The 15,218-nt window shown below is 70.1% G+C and carries 18 protein-coding genes and 1 riboswitch; of the genes, 8 read left to right on the top strand and 10 right to left on the bottom strand.

The genetic code is table 11. The features are described 5' to 3' along the window. Positions 1–8: 8 nt before the first annotated feature. From ACX80P_RS10575 to ACX80P_RS10565, 3 genes are all read right to left on the bottom strand, one after another. Positions 9–365 (bottom strand): hypothetical protein, encoded by a 357-nt coding sequence (locus ACX80P_RS10575; protein WP_459278026.1) that lies wholly within the window; start codon positions 363–365, stop codon positions 9–11. A gap of 163 nt (positions 366–528) precedes the next feature. After that, positions 529–741, bottom strand: a complete 213-nt coding sequence (locus ACX80P_RS10570) for a hypothetical protein (protein WP_459278025.1) — start codon at positions 739–741, stop codon at positions 529–531. A 121-nt stretch (positions 742–862) separates the two neighbouring features. After that, positions 863–1,282: a DUF1801 domain-containing protein gene (locus ACX80P_RS10565; protein ID WP_459278024.1), complete on the bottom strand. Its 420-nt coding sequence runs from the start codon at positions 1,280–1,282 to the stop codon at positions 863–865. Positions 1,283–1,411: 129 nt separating this feature from the next. On the opposite strand from ACX80P_RS10565, the gene ACX80P_RS10560 reads away from it, so the two are divergent. The 3 genes from ACX80P_RS10560 (at position 1,412) to ACX80P_RS10550 (ending at position 4,022) form a co-directional block, all read left to right on the top strand. Beyond that, complete coding sequence (locus tag ACX80P_RS10560; RefSeq protein ID WP_459278023.1) at positions 1,412–2,479, top strand: spore photoproduct lyase family protein; 1,068 nt, start codon at positions 1,412–1,414, stop codon at positions 2,477–2,479. Positions 2,480–2,848: 369 nt separating this feature from the next. Next, positions 2,849–3,598: a YqjF family protein gene (locus ACX80P_RS10555; RefSeq protein ID WP_459278022.1), complete on the top strand. Its 750-nt coding sequence runs from the start codon at positions 2,849–2,851 to the stop codon at positions 3,596–3,598. A gap of 67 nt (positions 3,599–3,665) precedes the next feature. Next, positions 3,666–4,022, top strand: coding sequence for a VOC family protein (locus tag ACX80P_RS10550; protein ID WP_459278021.1), 357 nt, complete (start codon positions 3,666–3,668; stop codon positions 4,020–4,022). Between the two features lie 75 nt (positions 4,023–4,097). On the opposite strand, the gene ACX80P_RS10545 is transcribed toward ACX80P_RS10550, so the two are convergent. After that, positions 4,098–4,796, bottom strand: a complete 699-nt coding sequence (locus tag ACX80P_RS10545) for an SDR family oxidoreductase (RefSeq protein ID WP_459278020.1) — start codon at positions 4,794–4,796, stop codon at positions 4,098–4,100. Positions 4,797–4,942: 146 nt separating this feature from the next. On the opposite strand from ACX80P_RS10545, the gene ACX80P_RS10540 reads away from it, so the two are divergent. From ACX80P_RS10540 to ACX80P_RS10530, 3 genes are read left to right on the top strand one after another with little or no spacing between them, the layout of a single operon-like run. Further along, on the top strand, positions 4,943–5,380 hold the full coding sequence (locus ACX80P_RS10540; RefSeq protein WP_459278019.1) for a nuclear transport factor 2 family protein: 438 nt from the start codon (positions 4,943–4,945) through the stop codon (positions 5,378–5,380). Further along, positions 5,377–6,792, top strand: a complete 1,416-nt coding sequence (locus ACX80P_RS10535; protein WP_459278018.1) for a purine-cytosine permease family protein — start codon at positions 5,377–5,379, stop codon at positions 6,790–6,792. The genes ACX80P_RS10540 and ACX80P_RS10535 overlap by 4 nt, the downstream gene beginning before the upstream one ends. Then, complete coding sequence (locus ACX80P_RS10530; RefSeq protein WP_459278017.1) at positions 6,779–7,429, top strand: cyclase family protein; 651 nt, start codon at positions 6,779–6,781, stop codon at positions 7,427–7,429. Before ACX80P_RS10535 ends, ACX80P_RS10530 begins: the two co-directional genes overlap by 14 nt. A 91-nt stretch (positions 7,430–7,520) precedes the next feature. On the opposite strand, the gene ACX80P_RS10525 is transcribed toward ACX80P_RS10530, so the two are convergent. Both ACX80P_RS10525 and ACX80P_RS10520 read right to left on the bottom strand, forming a co-directional pair. Then, entirely contained in the window at positions 7,521–8,384 is an 864-nt protein-coding gene (locus ACX80P_RS10525) for an aldo/keto reductase (protein ID WP_459278016.1), read from the bottom strand. A gap of 75 nt (positions 8,385–8,459) precedes the next feature. Further along, entirely contained in the window at positions 8,460–9,578 is a 1,119-nt protein-coding gene (locus ACX80P_RS10520; RefSeq protein ID WP_459278203.1) for an alcohol dehydrogenase catalytic domain-containing protein, read from the bottom strand. A gap of 117 nt (positions 9,579–9,695) precedes the next feature. Between ACX80P_RS10520 and ACX80P_RS10515 the strand changes: the two genes are divergently transcribed. Beyond that, positions 9,696–10,892: a TerC family protein gene (locus ACX80P_RS10515; protein WP_459278015.1), complete on the top strand. Its 1,197-nt coding sequence runs from the start codon at positions 9,696–9,698 to the stop codon at positions 10,890–10,892. A 12-nt stretch (positions 10,893–10,904) separates the two neighbouring features. Here ACX80P_RS10515 and ACX80P_RS10510 read toward each other — a convergent pair whose 3' ends face one another. The 4 genes from ACX80P_RS10510 to ACX80P_RS10495 form a co-directional block, all read right to left on the bottom strand. After that, complete coding sequence (locus ACX80P_RS10510; RefSeq protein WP_459278014.1) at positions 10,905–11,423, bottom strand: hypothetical protein; 519 nt, start codon at positions 11,421–11,423, stop codon at positions 10,905–10,907. Positions 11,424–11,522: 99 nt separating this feature from the next. Then, on the bottom strand, positions 11,523–11,837 hold the full coding sequence (locus ACX80P_RS10505; protein WP_459278013.1) for a DMT family transporter: 315 nt from the start codon (positions 11,835–11,837) through the stop codon (positions 11,523–11,525). Positions 11,838–11,844: 7 nt separating this feature from the next. After that, a riboswitch (guanidine-III (ykkC-III) riboswitch) is annotated at positions 11,845–11,909 on the bottom strand. An 86-nt stretch (positions 11,910–11,995) separates the two neighbouring features. After that, positions 11,996–13,633 carry an ABC-F family ATP-binding cassette domain-containing protein gene (locus tag ACX80P_RS10500; RefSeq protein WP_459278012.1) on the bottom strand — a complete coding sequence of 546 codons (1,638 nt, stop codon included), beginning with the start codon at positions 13,631–13,633 and terminating at the stop codon, positions 11,996–11,998. A gap of 149 nt (positions 13,634–13,782) precedes the next feature. Beyond that, complete coding sequence (locus ACX80P_RS10495; protein ID WP_459278011.1) at positions 13,783–14,004, bottom strand: hypothetical protein; 222 nt, start codon at positions 14,002–14,004, stop codon at positions 13,783–13,785. Positions 14,005–14,179: 175 nt separating this feature from the next. Between ACX80P_RS10495 and ACX80P_RS10490 the strand changes: the two genes are divergently transcribed. Continuing rightward, positions 14,180–15,127: an ATP-grasp domain-containing protein gene (locus tag ACX80P_RS10490; RefSeq protein WP_459278010.1), complete on the top strand. Its 948-nt coding sequence runs from the start codon at positions 14,180–14,182 to the stop codon at positions 15,125–15,127. Positions 15,128–15,218: the final 91 nt, after the last annotated feature.

Raw genomic sequence — 15,218 nt, 5'->3', positions numbered from 1 at the left:
GGTGCGCCTCAGGGGTGGTCGGCGACGGCGTGGAGCCGTCCCCCGGTCGCGTGCTCCCTCGACCGTTGCGGAGCCAGTCCCCGCAGGGTCGCCGCGATGTCCTCGATGGACTGCTGGACCCACGCGAAGGCTTCGTCGTCCGTCCTCTGCGTCTCGGCGTCAGGAGTGATCGAACGGTGCGCGAGGGCGAGGCGCTCGACGGTCCCCTCGAGCTGCCCCAGCAGGGCGTCCGTCTCGGCCCGGAGCGGATGGAGGAGGGCGTCCCTGCCCTGCGCATCGCGCACGTCGGGCACCATGAGGAGCGCGGTCCGGTGCGGTGTGGCTTGGTCCGCGGCTGTGGGGGCAGGCGGGCACTGTGTGCTCATGGATCTGAGACCTCGGTGTGTGGGGCACCCTGGCACTGGTCCGGGGCGAAAAAGGCATTGACAGGGACAGTGTGCCACCTGCCCGCCATATTCCGCGGGATCCCGTGCCGCAAGAAGTCCCTGGGTTACCGACGAGTACGGGCAGTGCGCCCCTCACCGTCCGTCAGGGCTCCCGTCTCGAGGTGAGGTAGGTCGATCCATCCGGGTTGCGCACCACCGTCCACTGCTGCAGCTCCTCCTGTCGGGCGCGGTGCGCGTCGTCGTCGAGGTAGACGATCGGGCCCGTGGTGCTGCCGCGCTGCGCGGGACCGAAGAACATGCGGAGCTTGCCGGTGGCCTGCATGAAGCGGGTCGACAGCGGATCCTTCGCGCTCACTGGTGGTTCCTTTCGGCGTCCCGAGCAGGGAGGGCGATCTCCGCGCTGCTTACCGGTTGGAGGCAGGGAACTACTGGTCAGGGTACTAGGGATTCCGGGCAGGGAGGACGGCGTACGGCGCCTACGCGAAGTTCTCCGTCGTCATGAAATCGTGCCCCCGCCGCACCAGGTCCTCGAGGACGGCGAGGTCGACGGCGGCCAGGGAGGTGACGTACAGGCACCCGGCACCCCGCCGATGCCTGCCGAGGTGTGGCAGCAGATCCTCCGCCCCGGGTGCGGCGAGCAGGCCGTAGAGTGCCTGCGCCGTGGTGCGGGGCGAGAACCCGACGCACAGGGCATCGCCCTCGCGCCCCGACGCGTACCGGTAGTGGTACCGGCCGAAGCCGATCATCGAGGGACCCCACATGACGGCACGCTCACCCGTGGTCCGGCCCATGAGGTCCAGCAGGACCAGCGCGTCGGCGCGTCGCGTCGGGTGCGCGACCGCCTCGATGAAGGAGCGCGGGTCCTGATCCGTCGGCTGCGTCAGCGGTTCGGCCACGATCCGGCCCTTTCCCCGGGGGCGCGCCGTCGGCGCCCGTGCAGCCACAGTAGACCGGCACGCGGCGGGCCGGAAGTGTCGGTGGCGGGCGGTACCGTCAGGGCAACAACGGACACCTCGAAGGGTCGCATGCTCCAGGCCGACAAGCTCCTCCAGATCAGTCGCATCTATGTGGAACCGGCTGCGGCCGTACTGCCCCGGGGCCAGGAGATCCTGGCGCGCTGGCCGGACGCGGACGTCGTCGAGGTGGCGAGCCACTGGCGCATCCCGGAGTTGAGCGGGGACGAGGCGAATGTGCGCCGATGGGTGCGCATCAAGACCGAGGCCCTGATCATCGGCGTGAAGAAGTCTCTCACCGCGAAGCCCAACGGGAGATCGGCGGACTTCATCGCGCCGTCCACGGCGAACGGCTGCGCCATGGCGTGCGCCTACTGCTACGTCCCACGCCACAAGGGCTACAGCAACCCCATCACCGTCTTCGCCAACATCGACCAGATCAGCGGCTACCTCGAACGGCACGTGGCCCGTCAGGGCATGAAGCTCGAGCCCAACCAGTGCGACGAGCACGCCTGGGTGTACGACATCGGGGAGAACAGTGACTGCTCCGTGGACGCGCTCGTCAGCGACAACGTCCGGGACCTCGTGGAGCTGTACCGGGACCTGCCGACCGCCAAGCTCTCCTTCGCCAGCAAGTTCGTGAACCGGGACCTGCTGGCCTGGGATCCCCAGCAACGTACCCGCATCCGCTTCTCCCTGATGCCCGGGAAGCTCGCCCGCATGGTGGACGTGCGGACCACGCCGGTCGCGGAGCGGATCGCCGCCATCAACGACTTCGTCGAGGCGGGCTACGAGGTGCACGTCAATTTCTCCCCGGTGATCATCACGCCCGGTTGGCAGGAGGACTGGCGGGAACTGTTCGACCAGCTCGACGCCGCCCTGTCACCTGCCGCCAGGAAGCAGCTCGCCGCCGAGGTCATCTTCCTGACACACAACCAGCAACTGCACGAGGTCAACCTCGGATGGCACCCGCAGGCCGAGGAGATCCTGTGGCGGCCCGACCTCCAGGAGACCAAGCAGTCCCAGAACGGCTTCACCAACGTGCGCTACGTCGCCTACGACAAGCGCGGCTACCTCGACGAGTTCCTCCGCCTGGCCGCCGAGCGGTTGCCGTACTGCCGGATCCGCTACGCCTTCTGACCTCGGCGCTCGCAGGGGACACGGCCCGGGCGACGGTGGATCGTGGCCGTGGTCCCGAACCCAGCGCGCCTCCTGACAGCGCTCGTGCTCCTGCTGACGCCGGAGCCCCGGGAGGGGATCGAGGCGGTCACCGGACCGTGAACATCACGCGTGCGTGGTGGCAGCAGGTCTTCGATCTGCCGACCCACGAGCACTTTCCGCGGCTCGCCGTGGTCAACTGGTTCGAGTGGAACACGTCCGAGCCCGAGGTGGGCTCGGTCGTGGACCGGACCGTGGTCGGGGACCCGGCCGTCCGCTCCGACTTCACGGCGGTGCTGCCCGACCGGTACCGCTTCGCCGACCGACCCGAGGACTGTGGGAGCCGCTGTCATGACCACCGATCATCACCAGGACCTGGGCCGGCATCTCGCCCCGGAGCTGCCCCGCCCCGTGATCATGGACCAGTACTGGGCGGACGCCGTCTTCCTGCACTGGCGGATCGACGCCGCTGCCGTGGCAGGCTTCATGCCGCCCGGCGTCGTGCCGGACGAGGTCGACGGCTCCTCCTGGGTGGGTCTGATCGGCTTCCGGATGGTCGGCGCCGGACTGGGCCGCGGCCTGCCCGTCCCCTACTTCGGTTCCTTCACCGAGATCAACGTGAGGCTGTACTCGCGCGGCCCCGACGGCACCCGCGGCGTCGTCTTCGTGACGCTGGACGCATCCCGCCTGGCCGTCGTCCTCGCGGCCCGTGCGGGCGGCATCCCGTACGTGTGGTCGAAGTGCACGCCGATCACGCGCGGGGAGGGTGCGCGCCAGGAGTACGGGTACGACGTCGTCCGGTACAGGCGGCAGGCGGACTCCCGCTTCGCGGTGCGACCGGACACGGGGAGGACGGCGGCGGATGCGCTGTCCCTGGACCTCACCGCACGCTTTGGCCTGCACAGCGTGCTCGCCGGACGGACCCTCTACATCCCCAACACCCACACGCCGTGGCCGCTCCACCCGGCCACCCTGACGGAACTCGACGACGGACTGCTGGGCGCGGCGGGACTCCTCGTCGAGGGTCCGCCCGAGTCCGTCCTGTTCTCGCCGGGAGTGCAGACGCAGTTCGGGAAGCCCCGTGTCGTCCACGCCGGCTGATCCCGGGCCCCACGTCCTGCGGTCGATGCGGACACCATCCGTCCCCATGCAGCGGTAGCGTCGGCGCATGGCCATCGCACGTTTCCCCACCACTGTCCTCGACTGCCCCGACCCCGCCGCGCTCGCGGCCTTCTACGGCGAGATGCTGGGCTGGACCAGCGATATGAAGGACGACTGGGCAGAGATCAGGGCCGACCACGGGCAGAGCCTGTGCTTCCAGAAGGTGGAGCACTACACCGCCCCGGAGTGGCCGTCCTCCGAGCGGCCCCAGCAGGCGCATCTGGACGTGGTGGTGGACGACCTCGACGAGGCCGAAGCCGCCGTGATCGCCCTCGGCGCCGTCAAGCACGAACACCAGCCCGGCACCACGTTCCGCGTGTTCCTGGATCCGGCCGGGCACCCGTTCTGCCTCTGCATCAGCTGACGTGCGCGCTCCCCGTCCGGTACCGCAGAGGCACGCCGTCAGGACCTCCCACGGCGTCAGGCTGCTGCGGTGCCGTCAGGACAGCGCGATGCCCGAGGGCCGGATACTGAGCGTCTCGATCGTCGATTCACGCGTCGCATCCACGGCGAGGCGCACGGCCCGGGCCACCTGGTCGGGCTGGATCCACGCCTCGGGACGGTAGTCCCTGCCCTCCCAGGCATGCAGCTCCACCTGCATGTCCGTGGCCACCCGGCCGGGGTGGATGGAGCTGACCCGGACCCCGTGCGGACGTTCCTCCTCGCGCAGGGCGTCGGTGAGCGCGCGCAGCGCGAATTTCGTCCCGCTGTACACCGCGGAGCCTGCGCCGGAACTGTAGCCGGAACCGCTGTTGATGGCGATGACCTGGCCGCCGGCGGTGCGCAGCGCCGGCAGCAGGGCACGGGTGAGGCCGGCGACGGCGAACACGTTGACCTCGAAGCTCTCCCGCCAGGCGTCGTCGGACAGGTCCGCCACCGCGCCCATCCGCAGGACCCCCGCGGAGTGGATGAGGACGTCGAGCCGCGGGATGCCGGCAACCGCCGCGGCCACCTGGCCGGAATCGCGCAGTTCCGCTGCGAACGGCTCGGCCGAGGGGAACGACGACGACAGCTCCGCCAGCGCGGTCAGATCGCGTCCGCCGAGCAGCAGGTGGTGCGTGGAGCCGAGCTCGTCGGCGATGGCGCGGCCGATGCCGCGGGAAGCACCCGTGATGAGGGCGACGGGGGAGGAGGACATGCGCCCAACCCTAGCAACGCGCCCCTTCCCGCCGGACGCCGCCCTGCCCGTCCCGTGGGCGTGCGTTGACAATGCGGTCCACGTCACCCAAGATCGCTTGACAACAAAAGTTCACTGGGGGACAACTTCACGAGATGAGAGCGCACATGCCTGACTTGAATCCGCCCGATGGGTCCCTCACGGAGGCCGAGGTCCTCGCGGCAGCCGACGCCCTCGTCGTCGCCTTCCGGGCGACCGACACCGACGCCTATTTCCGGTGCTTCGCCCCGGACGCCTCCTTCGTGTTCCACTCGGAACCCCGCCGGCTCGAGGACCGCGCCGCGTACGAGGAGCTGTGGGCCGGATGGATGGCCGACGGCTGGCGCGTGACGGACTGCATCAGCAGCGATCCGCGCGTGCAGGTGTTCGGGACGACCGCCGTCTTCAGCCACCATGTCCGGACGACCACCGCGGTCGGTGGCACGAGCGAGACGACCAGCGAGCGGGAGACGATCGTCTTCCGCCGCGCAGGGGCCTCGATCGACGCCGTCCACGAACACCTGAGCCCCGCCGCCGACGACTCCACGGAAGAGAGTGCCGCATGACGCAGGCCACCCGGACCTCGGCGTACCGCCGCCTGTCCGACCACCTCGACAAGAACTCCGACGGCTACGGTCCCCTCCGCGGCACGCTCGGGACCGCGCGCATGGGCATGATCTGGCTCGCCGCCAACCTGGTCGTGACGACACTGCTCACCGGGACGCTCTTCGTCCCGGGCATCAGCTGGGGCCTCGCGGTCGGGATGATCGTCCTCGGGACGCTGATCGGCGGTTCGGTGCTGGTGCTGGTCGGGAACATGGGCACGCGCACCGGCCTGCCCACGATGTCCCTCACCAAGGGGTCCTTCGGGCTCCGCGGATCCTTCCTCCCGGTCGCCGCGAACGTGATCATCCTGATGGGCTGGAGCTGGGTCCAGGCGATGCTCGCCGGGGTCACGGTCAACTTCCTCGTCGAGCAGGCCACCGGGTTCTCCAGCCCGGTCCTGTTCTCCGTCCTCTGCCAGCTGCTCGTGGTCTGCCTCGCCATCTTCGGCCACTCGGGCATCGCCCGCGTGGAGCCGTGGCTGGCCCTCGTGATCCTCGCGTTCATGGCCTACATCTTCATCACGGCGTTCCTCGCCCACAGTCCCGCCGAGTTCGCGTCGATCCCGCAGGACGCCGCCGCCGGGTGGACGCCCGTCGCGACCCTCGACGTGGTCATCGCGACCGCGATCTCCTGGACCGTCCTCTCCGCCGAGTTCAACCGCCTCGCCCGGACGCAGTCGGCCGGCATCATCGGTTCCGGCGTGGGCTACGTGCTGTCCACGGTCCTCGCCATGACCCTCGGCGCCACGGCCATCGGCTACGTGGTGCTCGACGGCGGTGAGGCCGTGCCCTTCGACCCCACCGTGATCGTCGCGGCGTTCGGCGCGCCCCTGGCCGTCGTGATCTTCCTGTCCGTCATGGCAACGAACACGATGGTGGTCTACGGGATGGTCGCCTCCGTGGTGAACATGGCGCCGTCGCGCCGCGTCACCTTCCTGCCGACGGCGATCGTCCTCGGCGTGATCTCGATCCTCGGCTCCACCTGGCTGGCCCTCCTCGACCAGTTCACCGCCTTCCTCGTGCTGATCGGCGCGCTGTTCATCCCGGTGTTCGCCGTCATGCTCGTCGACTACTACGTGGTGAAGTCGCGCCGCTACGGACGCGATATCCTGCGCGCCCGCGGCGGGGAGTACTGGTACCGCGGCGGGGTCAACATCGCCGCCGTGCTGGTGTGGCTGATCGGGGCGGGCGCCTCCCTCGTCCTGACCTACCGTGTCCCGAGCCCGATCGGCGCTACCATCCCCACCTTCGTGCTCTCGGCCCTGCTGTACCTGGCCTGGGCTGCGGGCACCGGGCGGATCGAGCGGACGCGGCGCCCGCACACCCACCTCCTCGACCTGCCGGAGGAGAGCCGCGCCCGTGCGGATCGTTGACCTGTCCCAGCCGGTCCACACCGGGATGCAGGTCTATCCCGGGGACCCCGAGGTCACGCTGACCACGGTGGCAACCGTCGTCGAGGACGGCTACCAGGTGGCCTCGCTGCACGCGGGCTCCCACACGGGGACCCACCTCGACGCGCCCCTCCACTCGATCCCCGGTGGCCGGGCCGTGGACGCCATCGACCTCGACCGGCTCGTGGGGCCCGCGAGGATCGTGCAGTGCACGGGCCTCGCCGCCCGCGGCACGATCACGTGGTCGTCCGTCGCGGACCAGCTCCAGGACCTCGACGGCGTCGCCATGGTGCTGTTCCGCACGGACTGGTCGGAGCACTTCGGATCCGAGCGCTACCTCGAACACCCGGTCCTCGCGGCCGAGGTGGCGCACCGGCTGCTGGAAGCCGGCATCACCGTGGTCGGCGTCGACACCCTCAACCCCGACGCGACCCTCGACAACGGGGACGAGCTGCCGTTCCACTCCGTCTTCCTCGGGGCGGACGGCGTGATCGTGGAGAACCTCGCGAACCTGGCGCAGGTCACGTGGGACCGCCCGCTGGTGTCGGTGCTCCCGCTGGCCCTGGCCGGGACGGACGGCGCTCCCATCCGAGCCGTCGCGATGGAACTGCCTGCCTGACGCCTCACGCAGGAACGCCCGCATCCCCTGAGGGAGTGCGGGCGTTCCTGCGTCGACGGTCGGGCGTCCTTACCGGCGCCGCACGGGGCGGCTAGTCGGTGTGCGAGAGCGTCGCGATCTCGTCGGCCGACAGCTCGAGCTCCACCGCGCGGGCCGAGTCCTGGATGCTCTCCGGTCGGGAGGCGCCGGGGATCGGGATGACCGTCGGCGCGAGGGCCAGTTCCCACGCCAGGCACACCTGCTGCGGGCTGACGCCGTGCGTGTCCGCGATCTCCTGGAAGGGTGTGAACTGCTCGCCGAGTCCGCCGGCCTTCTTGATGCCGCCCAGCGGGCTCCACGGCAGGAACGCGATCCCGTTGTCGCCGCAGTACCGGAGCTCGTCCTCGCTCGACCGGAAGGCCGGGGAGAACTGGTTTTGTACCGAGGCCAGGGCGCCGCCGAGGATCTCGTTCGCCTTCCGGATCTGGTGCACGGTGGCGTTGGAGATCCCGGCCATGCGGATGACGCCCTCGTCGAGGAGGTCCTTGAGGGCACCCACGGAGTCCTCGTAGGGGACCTCGGGGTCGGGCCGGTGGAACTGGTAGAGGCCGATCGCGTCGACGCCGAGCCGCTTGACCGAGGCCTTCGCCGCCTCCTTCAGGTACTCCGGACGCCCGTTCAGCGTCCAGGACCCGTCACCCGGCCGGAGGTGCCCGCCCTTGGTGGCGACGAGGACACGCGAACTGTCCGCGCCGTAGTGGGCCAGCGCCTTCGCGATCAGCAGCTCGTTGTGGCCCACCTCGTCCGCGTCGCGATGGTAGGCGTCCGCGGTGTCGATCAGGGTGACCCCGGCGTCGAGCGCGGCGTGGATGGTGCGGATGGAACGGTCCTCGTCGGGACGTCCCTCGATGGACATGGGCATGCCGCCCAGACCGAGGGCGCTGACCGGGGTACCGCCGAGCGTGCGTTGCTGCATGGTCGTTCTCCTTTGGATAGACGTGCCGACCACATGGTAAGCATGCTTCGCAGCGTGCGGCGCCCGGTATCGGTACTAGCCGAGAGTGAAGATCCGCCGTACCACGCGGCCCTGCGCCAGTGCGTCGAGGCTCTCATTGAGGTCCTCCAGGGGCCGGGTGTCCGTGTGGAGCAGCTCGACCGGCAGCCGCCCCTGCCGCCACAGCTCGAGGAAGGCGGGGATGTCCCGCTCCGGGACGGCGTCCCCCATGTAGGAGCCGAGCAGGCGTCTCCCCAGCCCGGCGAACTGCAGGGCCTGCGTCGAGAGCTCCTGATCGGGATGAGGCAGACCCACGGAGACGAGGGCGCCGCCCCGCGCGAGCAGCTGAAGGCCCGCCTGCATCACGCGGGCGCTGCCCACCGCCTCGATCACGACGTCCGCCCCGCCGTCCGTGACACGCCGCACCAGGTCGGCGGCGTCGTCGGGCGCGCCCGTATGCTGCGCGCCGCAGCGCAGGCCGAGGTCCTGCTTGGACGCGAGCGGGTCGATGGCGATCACGGTGGTGCCGGGGATCTGGGCCGCTGCCATCACCGCCATGAGGCCCACCGCGCCGAGGCCGAAGACGACGACCGACTGCCCCTCCTGCACCGCGGCCGTGTTGAGGACGGCGCCGATCCCTGTGAGGGCCGCACAGCCGAACATCGCGGCGATGTCGAACGGGACGTCGTCGTCGATCACGACGACCGATTCGCGGGCGACGACGGCGTACTCCGCGAACGCGGAGACGCCGAGGTGGTGGTTGATGCGCCCGCCGTCGGCGTCGCGCAGCAGGGCGGGCCCGTGCAGCAGGTCGCCGCTGCCGTTGGACTCCGCGCCCCGGTAGCAGAGCGCCGGCCGGCCGGCCGAGCAGGCACGGCACTGTCCGCAGGCGGGGACGAAGACGAGCACCACATGGTCGCCGGCCCGGACGTCGTCGACGCCCTCGCCGACGTCCTCGACGACGCCGGTCGCCTCGTGGCCGAGCGCCATGGGCAGGGGCCGGATGCGGGACCCGTCGATGACCGACAGGTCCGAGTGGCACAGGCTCGCCCGGGCGATCCGCACGAGCACCTCACCCCGGCGCGGCTCCGGGACGGCGACCGTCTCCAGGGAGAGCGGGGCGCTGTCCCCGTAGGGGGCGGGCAGTTCGGCGGCGCGAAGCACCGCGGCGCGCATCATCGGGCTCATGGCATCCCTCGTCATAAAGGTACGGACGGAGCCAGTCTAGGGTCGTGCCCGTACCGTTGGCGGAACAGGCAGGACCATCACCAACGACGGCGGGAGATGTGCGGCATGGAAGTACCGTTCTACGTCTGGATCGGCACCATCATCGGTATCGTCGGTCTGCTGCTGTTCGACTTCTTCTTCCACGTGCGCAAGGCGCACTCCCCGACGCTGCGCGAATCGGCGGTCTGGTCCTCGATCTATGTGGGCATCGCACTGCTGTTCGGCGTCGGTGTGCTCGTCTTCGGCGGCCCCACCATGGGCACCGAGTACTTCGCCGGCTACGTCACGGAGAAGGCACTGTCCGTGGACAACCTGTTCGTCTTCCTCATCATCATGGCGAGCTTCAAGGTGCCCCGCGCCGACCAGCAGAAGGTGCTGCTCTTCGGGATCGTCTTCGCGCTGATCGCCCGCACCGGATTCATCTTCCTGGGTGCCGCGCTGATCAACAGCTTCGCCTGGGTGTTCTACGTCTTCGGCCTGATCCTCCTGCTCACCGCGGGCAACCTGCTGACACCGGACGCCCACGACGACGACGGCGACAGCCTCGTCATCCGGCTCGCGAAGCGCTTCCTCCCGGCGTCCGAGCATTACGACGGCGACAAGCTGTTCACGATCGTGGACGGCAAGCGCGTCCTCACCCCGATGCTGCTGGTCATGATCGCGATCGGCGGCACGGACATCCTCTTCGCCCTCGACTCCATCCCGGCGATCTTCGGGCTGACCCAGAACACGTTCATCGTGTTCACCGCCACGGCGTTCTCGCTCATGGGCCTCCGGCAGCTGTTCTTCCTGATCGACGAACTGCTGGACCGCCTGATCTACCTCTCCTACGGCCTCGCCGTGATCCTCGGGTTCATCGGCGTGAAGCTCATCCTCCACGCCCTGCACGAGAACACCCTGCCGTTCATCAACGGCGGTGAGCACGTCGAGGTGGTCGAGATCAGTACCGGACTCTCCCTGGGCGTGATCCTCGGAGTGCTTACCGTGACCGTCCTGGCCTCGGTCCTGAGCCCCAAGGGGCGGGCGAAGAACGCCATCTCCGGCGCCAAGCGGCACGCGACCGAATACCTGGACCTCAACTACGAGACCGACATGGCGGAACGCGAGAAGATCTTCGCCAGGTTGTGCGCGGAGGAGGAGGGCCTGAAGAAGCTGCCCGAGAGGTTCAAGCGCCTCATCCGGAACGAGACCGAGTTCATGGAGCTGATCCGCACGGCGCACGTCGAGCACGACGCCGCGCTCGAGCGGGAGCCGCGCGGGTAGGGCGCCGGATCTTCAGGCCCGCTCGCCCGCGACGATGCGGCCGATGACACCGCTGTCCAGGACGTCGCCGAGCAGTTCCAGCGGAGCGCCGGGCGGCAGGGGCACGCCGGGGCGCCCGGTGAGTCCGTCGACGTCGAGCCCGGCCAGTGAACTGGAGCCGAAGGTATGTGCGGAGTGCGGGCCCACGAGGTCGTCGACCGGGACGCGGACCGGCGCGTCGTCGGCCACCCCGCCGTCGGGCATTCCGAGGTCGCACGGTGCGGCGCCGACCGGGCCCGGGGAGCGGCTCCACGAGTAGGGGGCCCGGTTGAAGCGGGACTCCTCGGCCGGGAGGACGTCGTCGATCAGTTCGTTGACGGCCTGGGAGACCAGGTCGGCGTCCTCGGCGTCGAGGGTGAGGAGCCCGTGGAGGTACGCGTCGAACTCGAGGTAGTCGACGGCGCCGCCCATGTTGCAGTGGTGCATCCACGTCTCGTAGGCGGAAAGCCCGGCGAACTCCATGGCCATCAACGTCTCGTTGTTCTGCGTCATGCTCAGCCCCTCGTCGTGGCTCCGACGGAGCCTCCTCCGATCCTGCCGGGCCAACGTCAACTGAACCGTGGGTCCAGGCTCAGTTTTAACGCAAGGAGGTCAGTGCGTGAGCTTCAGCCCGACGACGCCACCGACGATCATCAGCAGGAACACGATCTTGAGGAGCGACGCCGGTTCCGTGCCGGTCACCATCGCGTACACGACGGTCAGCGCTGCGCCGATGCCCACCCAGACCGCGTACGCGGTGCCGATCGGCAGGGTCCGCATCGCGTAGGCGAGGCCGGCCATGCTCGCGACGATGGCGACGACGAACACGACGGTCGGGGCCAGCCGGCTGAAGCCCTCCGACTTGCCGAGGGCCGTCGCCCACACGGCTTCGAGGACTCCGGAGATTACGAGGACGATCCAGGCCATGACTCTCTCTGGGCCGTCTTGTCGCACACCGGGTACGGCGCCTCTCGTCCGGGAAGCGGCATCGCGCGCTCCACGTTCCATGCTGTCACGGATGCGTGGCGGGGGAGGTCTGCATCCAGGGGCGTGGAAGGGGTCCGGCGCCTGTAGCATGCCGGTGCTCAGCCGACCGTGACCCTGCCGGCCTCCACCTGCCAGCGCTCGTCGAGGCGCACGTTCTCCAGCAGCCGACGGTCGTGCGTGACCAGCAGGAGCGCGCCCGTGTAGGACTCGAGGGCGTCCTCCAGCTGCTCGATCGCCGGCAGGTCGAGGTGGTTCGTCGGCTCGTCCAGGACGAGGAGGTTCACGCCCCGGGCCTGCAGCAGGGCGAGCCCGGCGCGGGTCCGCTCGCCGGGGGAGAGGGACCCGACGGCGGCACGGACCTGGTCGGCCTTCAGCCCGAACTTCGCGAGCAGGGTCCGGACCTCACCCTGGGAGAGCTCCGGCACCAGGGACTCGAACGCCGTACCGAGGGGGAGGGCGTCGGCGAGCTGCCCGCGCGCCTGGTCGATCTCGCCGACGGCCACGCTCGGGCCGAGGGCCGCCGCGCCGTCGTCGGGCCGCTGGTGACCGAGCAGCAGGCGCAGCAGCGTGGACTTCCCGGCTCCGTTGGGACCGGTGATGCCGATGCGCTCACCGGCGTTCACCTGGGCGGAGACGGGCCCGAGGGTGAAGCCGCCCAGCGTGACGGAGGCGTTGTTCAGGGTCGCGACGACGGCGCTCGATCGTGGCGCGGAGCCGATGGTGAACTGCAGCTGCCACTCCTTGCGGGGTTCCTCGACCTCCTCCAGCCGTGCGATGCGCGACTCCATCTGCCGCACCTTCTGCGCCTGCTTCTCGGACGACTCGGCGCTCGCCTTGCGCCGGATCTTGTCGTTGTCGGGGTTCTTCTTCATCGCGTTGCGGACCCCCTGCGAGCTCCACTCGCGCTGCGTCCGGGCCCGGCCCACGAGGTCCTGCTTCTTCTCGGAGAACTCCTCGTACGCCTCCCGGGCGTGCCGCCGCGCCACGGCGCGCTCCTCGAGGAAGGCGTCGTAGCCGCCGTCGTACACCGCCACCTTGTTCTGGGCGAGGTCCAGTTCGACGACGGTGGTGACGCAGCGCGCCAGGAACTCGCGATCGTGCGAGACGAGGACCACGCCGCCGCGCAGGTTCCGGATGAAGGATTCCAGACGGTCCAGGCCGGCGAGGTCGAGGTCGTTGGTCGGCTCGTCGAGGAGCACGATGTCGAAGCGGCTCAGCAGCAGGGCGGCCAGGGCAACCCGTGCGAGCTGCCCGCCGGACAGGTCGGTGGTCAGGGATGCGGGGTCGATGCCGTCCGCGACGTCGGCCAGCGCGGACGGCATGCGGTCCTCGAGATCCACGGCACCGGAGGACATCCAGTGGTCGAGCGCCAGGGCGTAGGCGTCATCGGCGCCCTTCGCCCCGCCGCCGAGCTCCGCGGCGGCGTCCTCCATGGCGCGGGTCGCCGCCGTCGTGCCGGTCCTGCGGCCGAGGTAGGCGGCCACCGTCTCCCCCTCGACCCGCTCGTGCTCCTGCGGGAGCCAGCCCACGAAGGCGTCCGCCGGGGTGGTGCGGACGGTACCGGCGAGCGGTGCGTCCGCTCCGGCGAGGAGGCGCAGGAGCGTGGTCTTGCCGGCACCGTTGGCGCCCACGACGCCCACGACGTCCCCGGGCGAGACGGTGAGGTCGAGCTTCGAGAAGAGGGTGCGGTGGGCGTGGCCCCCGGACAGGTCCTTCGCCACGAGGGTTGCAGTCATCCCTCCAGTCTAGGAGGGCAGGCCTTCCCGGCGGGGCGTTCCCCGCCGGCTCGCGGTCTCTGCCCACCGGCCCGGGCCGGTCGGTGGGCAGAGACGCGGATGCCCACCGCGCAGGTCCCGTGGATGGGCTGCACCGCGAACCGGGGCGCTCAGGCCGTGACGTGCCAGATGCTGTACTCGTCGAGGTGGAGGATGGCGCGGTGGCCTGTGGTGTCGTCGCGGATCCAGACGACGCCGAGGCCGGGGGCGGTCTCCTCGACGTACCCGCGGTAGTGCACCTCGTTCCGGCGGCGGGCCTCGAGGAGTGTGCCGGTGCGCAGCATGCCGAGGTCGAGGACGCGGGCGGTGGTGCGGGTGGCGATGACGGTCATCGGTGCTCCTTGGTTCGGTGCTGCCCGCTGAGACGACGGGCTCCCCTCATCCTTCGCCAGCGCTGTTGCGGCTGTGTTTCCGGGACGTTATGTTCTCGACGCGGAGCGGACCGGAATAGGTGCGTGGGGCCACCGGTTACCCGGACAGGCTCATCGACTCCCTAGGAGGCCCCCCGTGACGACGGTCTACGCCCTGCACGAGAACCCCGAGTGGTTCCCCCCGTTCGCCCGCGCCTTCGACGCCGAGGGCGTCGAGGTGGTCGAGTGGCTGCTCACGGACGGCGTGCTGGACCTCGACGCCGTGCCACCGGAGGGCATCTTCTGGTCGCGCATCAGCGCCTCCGCCCACACGCGTGACCACGGCCTGTCGAAGGACTACGCGCGGTCCGTCCTCTCCTGGCTCGAGGCCCACGGGCGCCGCACGGTGAACGGCCGCCGCGTCCTCGAGCTCGAGATGAGCAAGGTGGACCAGCTGACGGCCCTGAAGGCCGCCGGCATCGACACCCCGCGCACGGTCGCCGCCGTCGGACGCGACCGCATCATCGAGGCGGCGCAGGGTTTCGCGACGCCGTTCATCGTCAAGCACAACCAGGGCGGCAAGGGCCTCGGGGTGCGGAAGTTCGATTCCCACGAGGAGCTCGCCGAGTACGTGGGGTCGGACGGGTTCGAAGAACCGCAGGACGGCATCACCCTCGTGCAGGAGTACATCCAGGCCGCCGAACCCTTCATCACCCGCGCGGAGATCGTCGGTGGGCGGTTCGTCTACGCGATCAAGGCGGACACGGCCCGCGGCGGCTTCCAGCTCTGCCCCGCCGACGCCTGCGCCATCGACCCGGCGACCGGCAGGCCGATCATGCCCCCGGGAGCCACGATCGCCCCCGAGCCGGGCCAGCAGCTCTTCACCCTCCGCGAGGGGTTCGACCACCCCGTGATCGCACAGTTCGAGGACTTCGCGCGGCGCAACGGCCTGGAGGTCTGCGGCATCGAGTTCATCGAGACCGCGGACGGGCGCGTCCTCACCTACGACGTCAACACCAACACGAACTACAACGCTGCGGTGGAGGCGGCAGCCCCGAAATCCGCTCCCCGCGAGCTGGTGCGATACCTCGCGACGCTCGGCTGACGCCGTCGTTCCTCGCGAGCGGCTCGGTGGTGGGCTGCGGGACGGCACGACGACGACGGCACCCCCCCGTCCGGCTGCTGTAGCGTGCTGG

Source organism: Arthrobacter arabinosi, from assembly GCF_054511115.1.
Note: the sequence above shows the minus strand (reverse complement) of the source record. Positions and strands in the feature narration are given on the sequence as shown.

Excerpts from the sequence above, each read along its gene's own strand:
- ACX80P_RS10575 (WP_459278026.1), bottom strand. The coding sequence starts at position 365 with ATGAGCACACAGTGCCCGCCTGCCCCCACAGCCGCGGACCAAGCCACA.
- ACX80P_RS10560 (WP_459278023.1), top strand. The coding sequence starts at position 1,412 with ATGCTCCAGGCCGACAAGCTCCTCCAGATCAGTCGCATCTATGTGGAA.
- ACX80P_RS10555 (WP_459278022.1), top strand. The coding sequence starts at position 2,849 with ATGACCACCGATCATCACCAGGACCTGGGCCGGCATCTCGCCCCGGAG.
- ACX80P_RS10550 (WP_459278021.1), top strand. The coding sequence starts at position 3,666 with ATGGCCATCGCACGTTTCCCCACCACTGTCCTCGACTGCCCCGACCCC.
- ACX80P_RS10545 (WP_459278020.1), bottom strand. The coding sequence starts at position 4,796 with ATGTCCTCCTCCCCCGTCGCCCTCATCACGGGTGCTTCCCGCGGCATC.
- ACX80P_RS10540 (WP_459278019.1), top strand. The coding sequence starts at position 4,943 with ATGCCTGACTTGAATCCGCCCGATGGGTCCCTCACGGAGGCCGAGGTC.
- ACX80P_RS10535 (WP_459278018.1), top strand. The coding sequence starts at position 5,377 with ATGACGCAGGCCACCCGGACCTCGGCGTACCGCCGCCTGTCCGACCAC.
- ACX80P_RS10525 (WP_459278016.1), bottom strand. The coding sequence starts at position 8,384 with ATGCAGCAACGCACGCTCGGCGGTACCCCGGTCAGCGCCCTCGGTCTG.
- ACX80P_RS10520 (WP_459278203.1), bottom strand. The coding sequence starts at position 9,578 with ATGCGCGCCGCGGTGCTTCGCGCCGCCGAACTGCCCGCCCCCTACGGG.
- ACX80P_RS10515 (WP_459278015.1), top strand. The coding sequence starts at position 9,696 with ATGGAAGTACCGTTCTACGTCTGGATCGGCACCATCATCGGTATCGTC.
- ACX80P_RS10510 (WP_459278014.1), bottom strand. The coding sequence starts at position 11,423 with ATGACGCAGAACAACGAGACGTTGATGGCCATGGAGTTCGCCGGGCTT.
- ACX80P_RS10505 (WP_459278013.1), bottom strand. The coding sequence starts at position 11,837 with ATGGCCTGGATCGTCCTCGTAATCTCCGGAGTCCTCGAAGCCGTGTGG.
- ACX80P_RS10500 (WP_459278012.1), bottom strand. The coding sequence starts at position 13,633 with ATGACTGCAACCCTCGTGGCGAAGGACCTGTCCGGGGGCCACGCCCAC.
- ACX80P_RS10495 (WP_459278011.1), bottom strand. The coding sequence starts at position 14,004 with ATGACCGTCATCGCCACCCGCACCACCGCCCGCGTCCTCGACCTCGGC.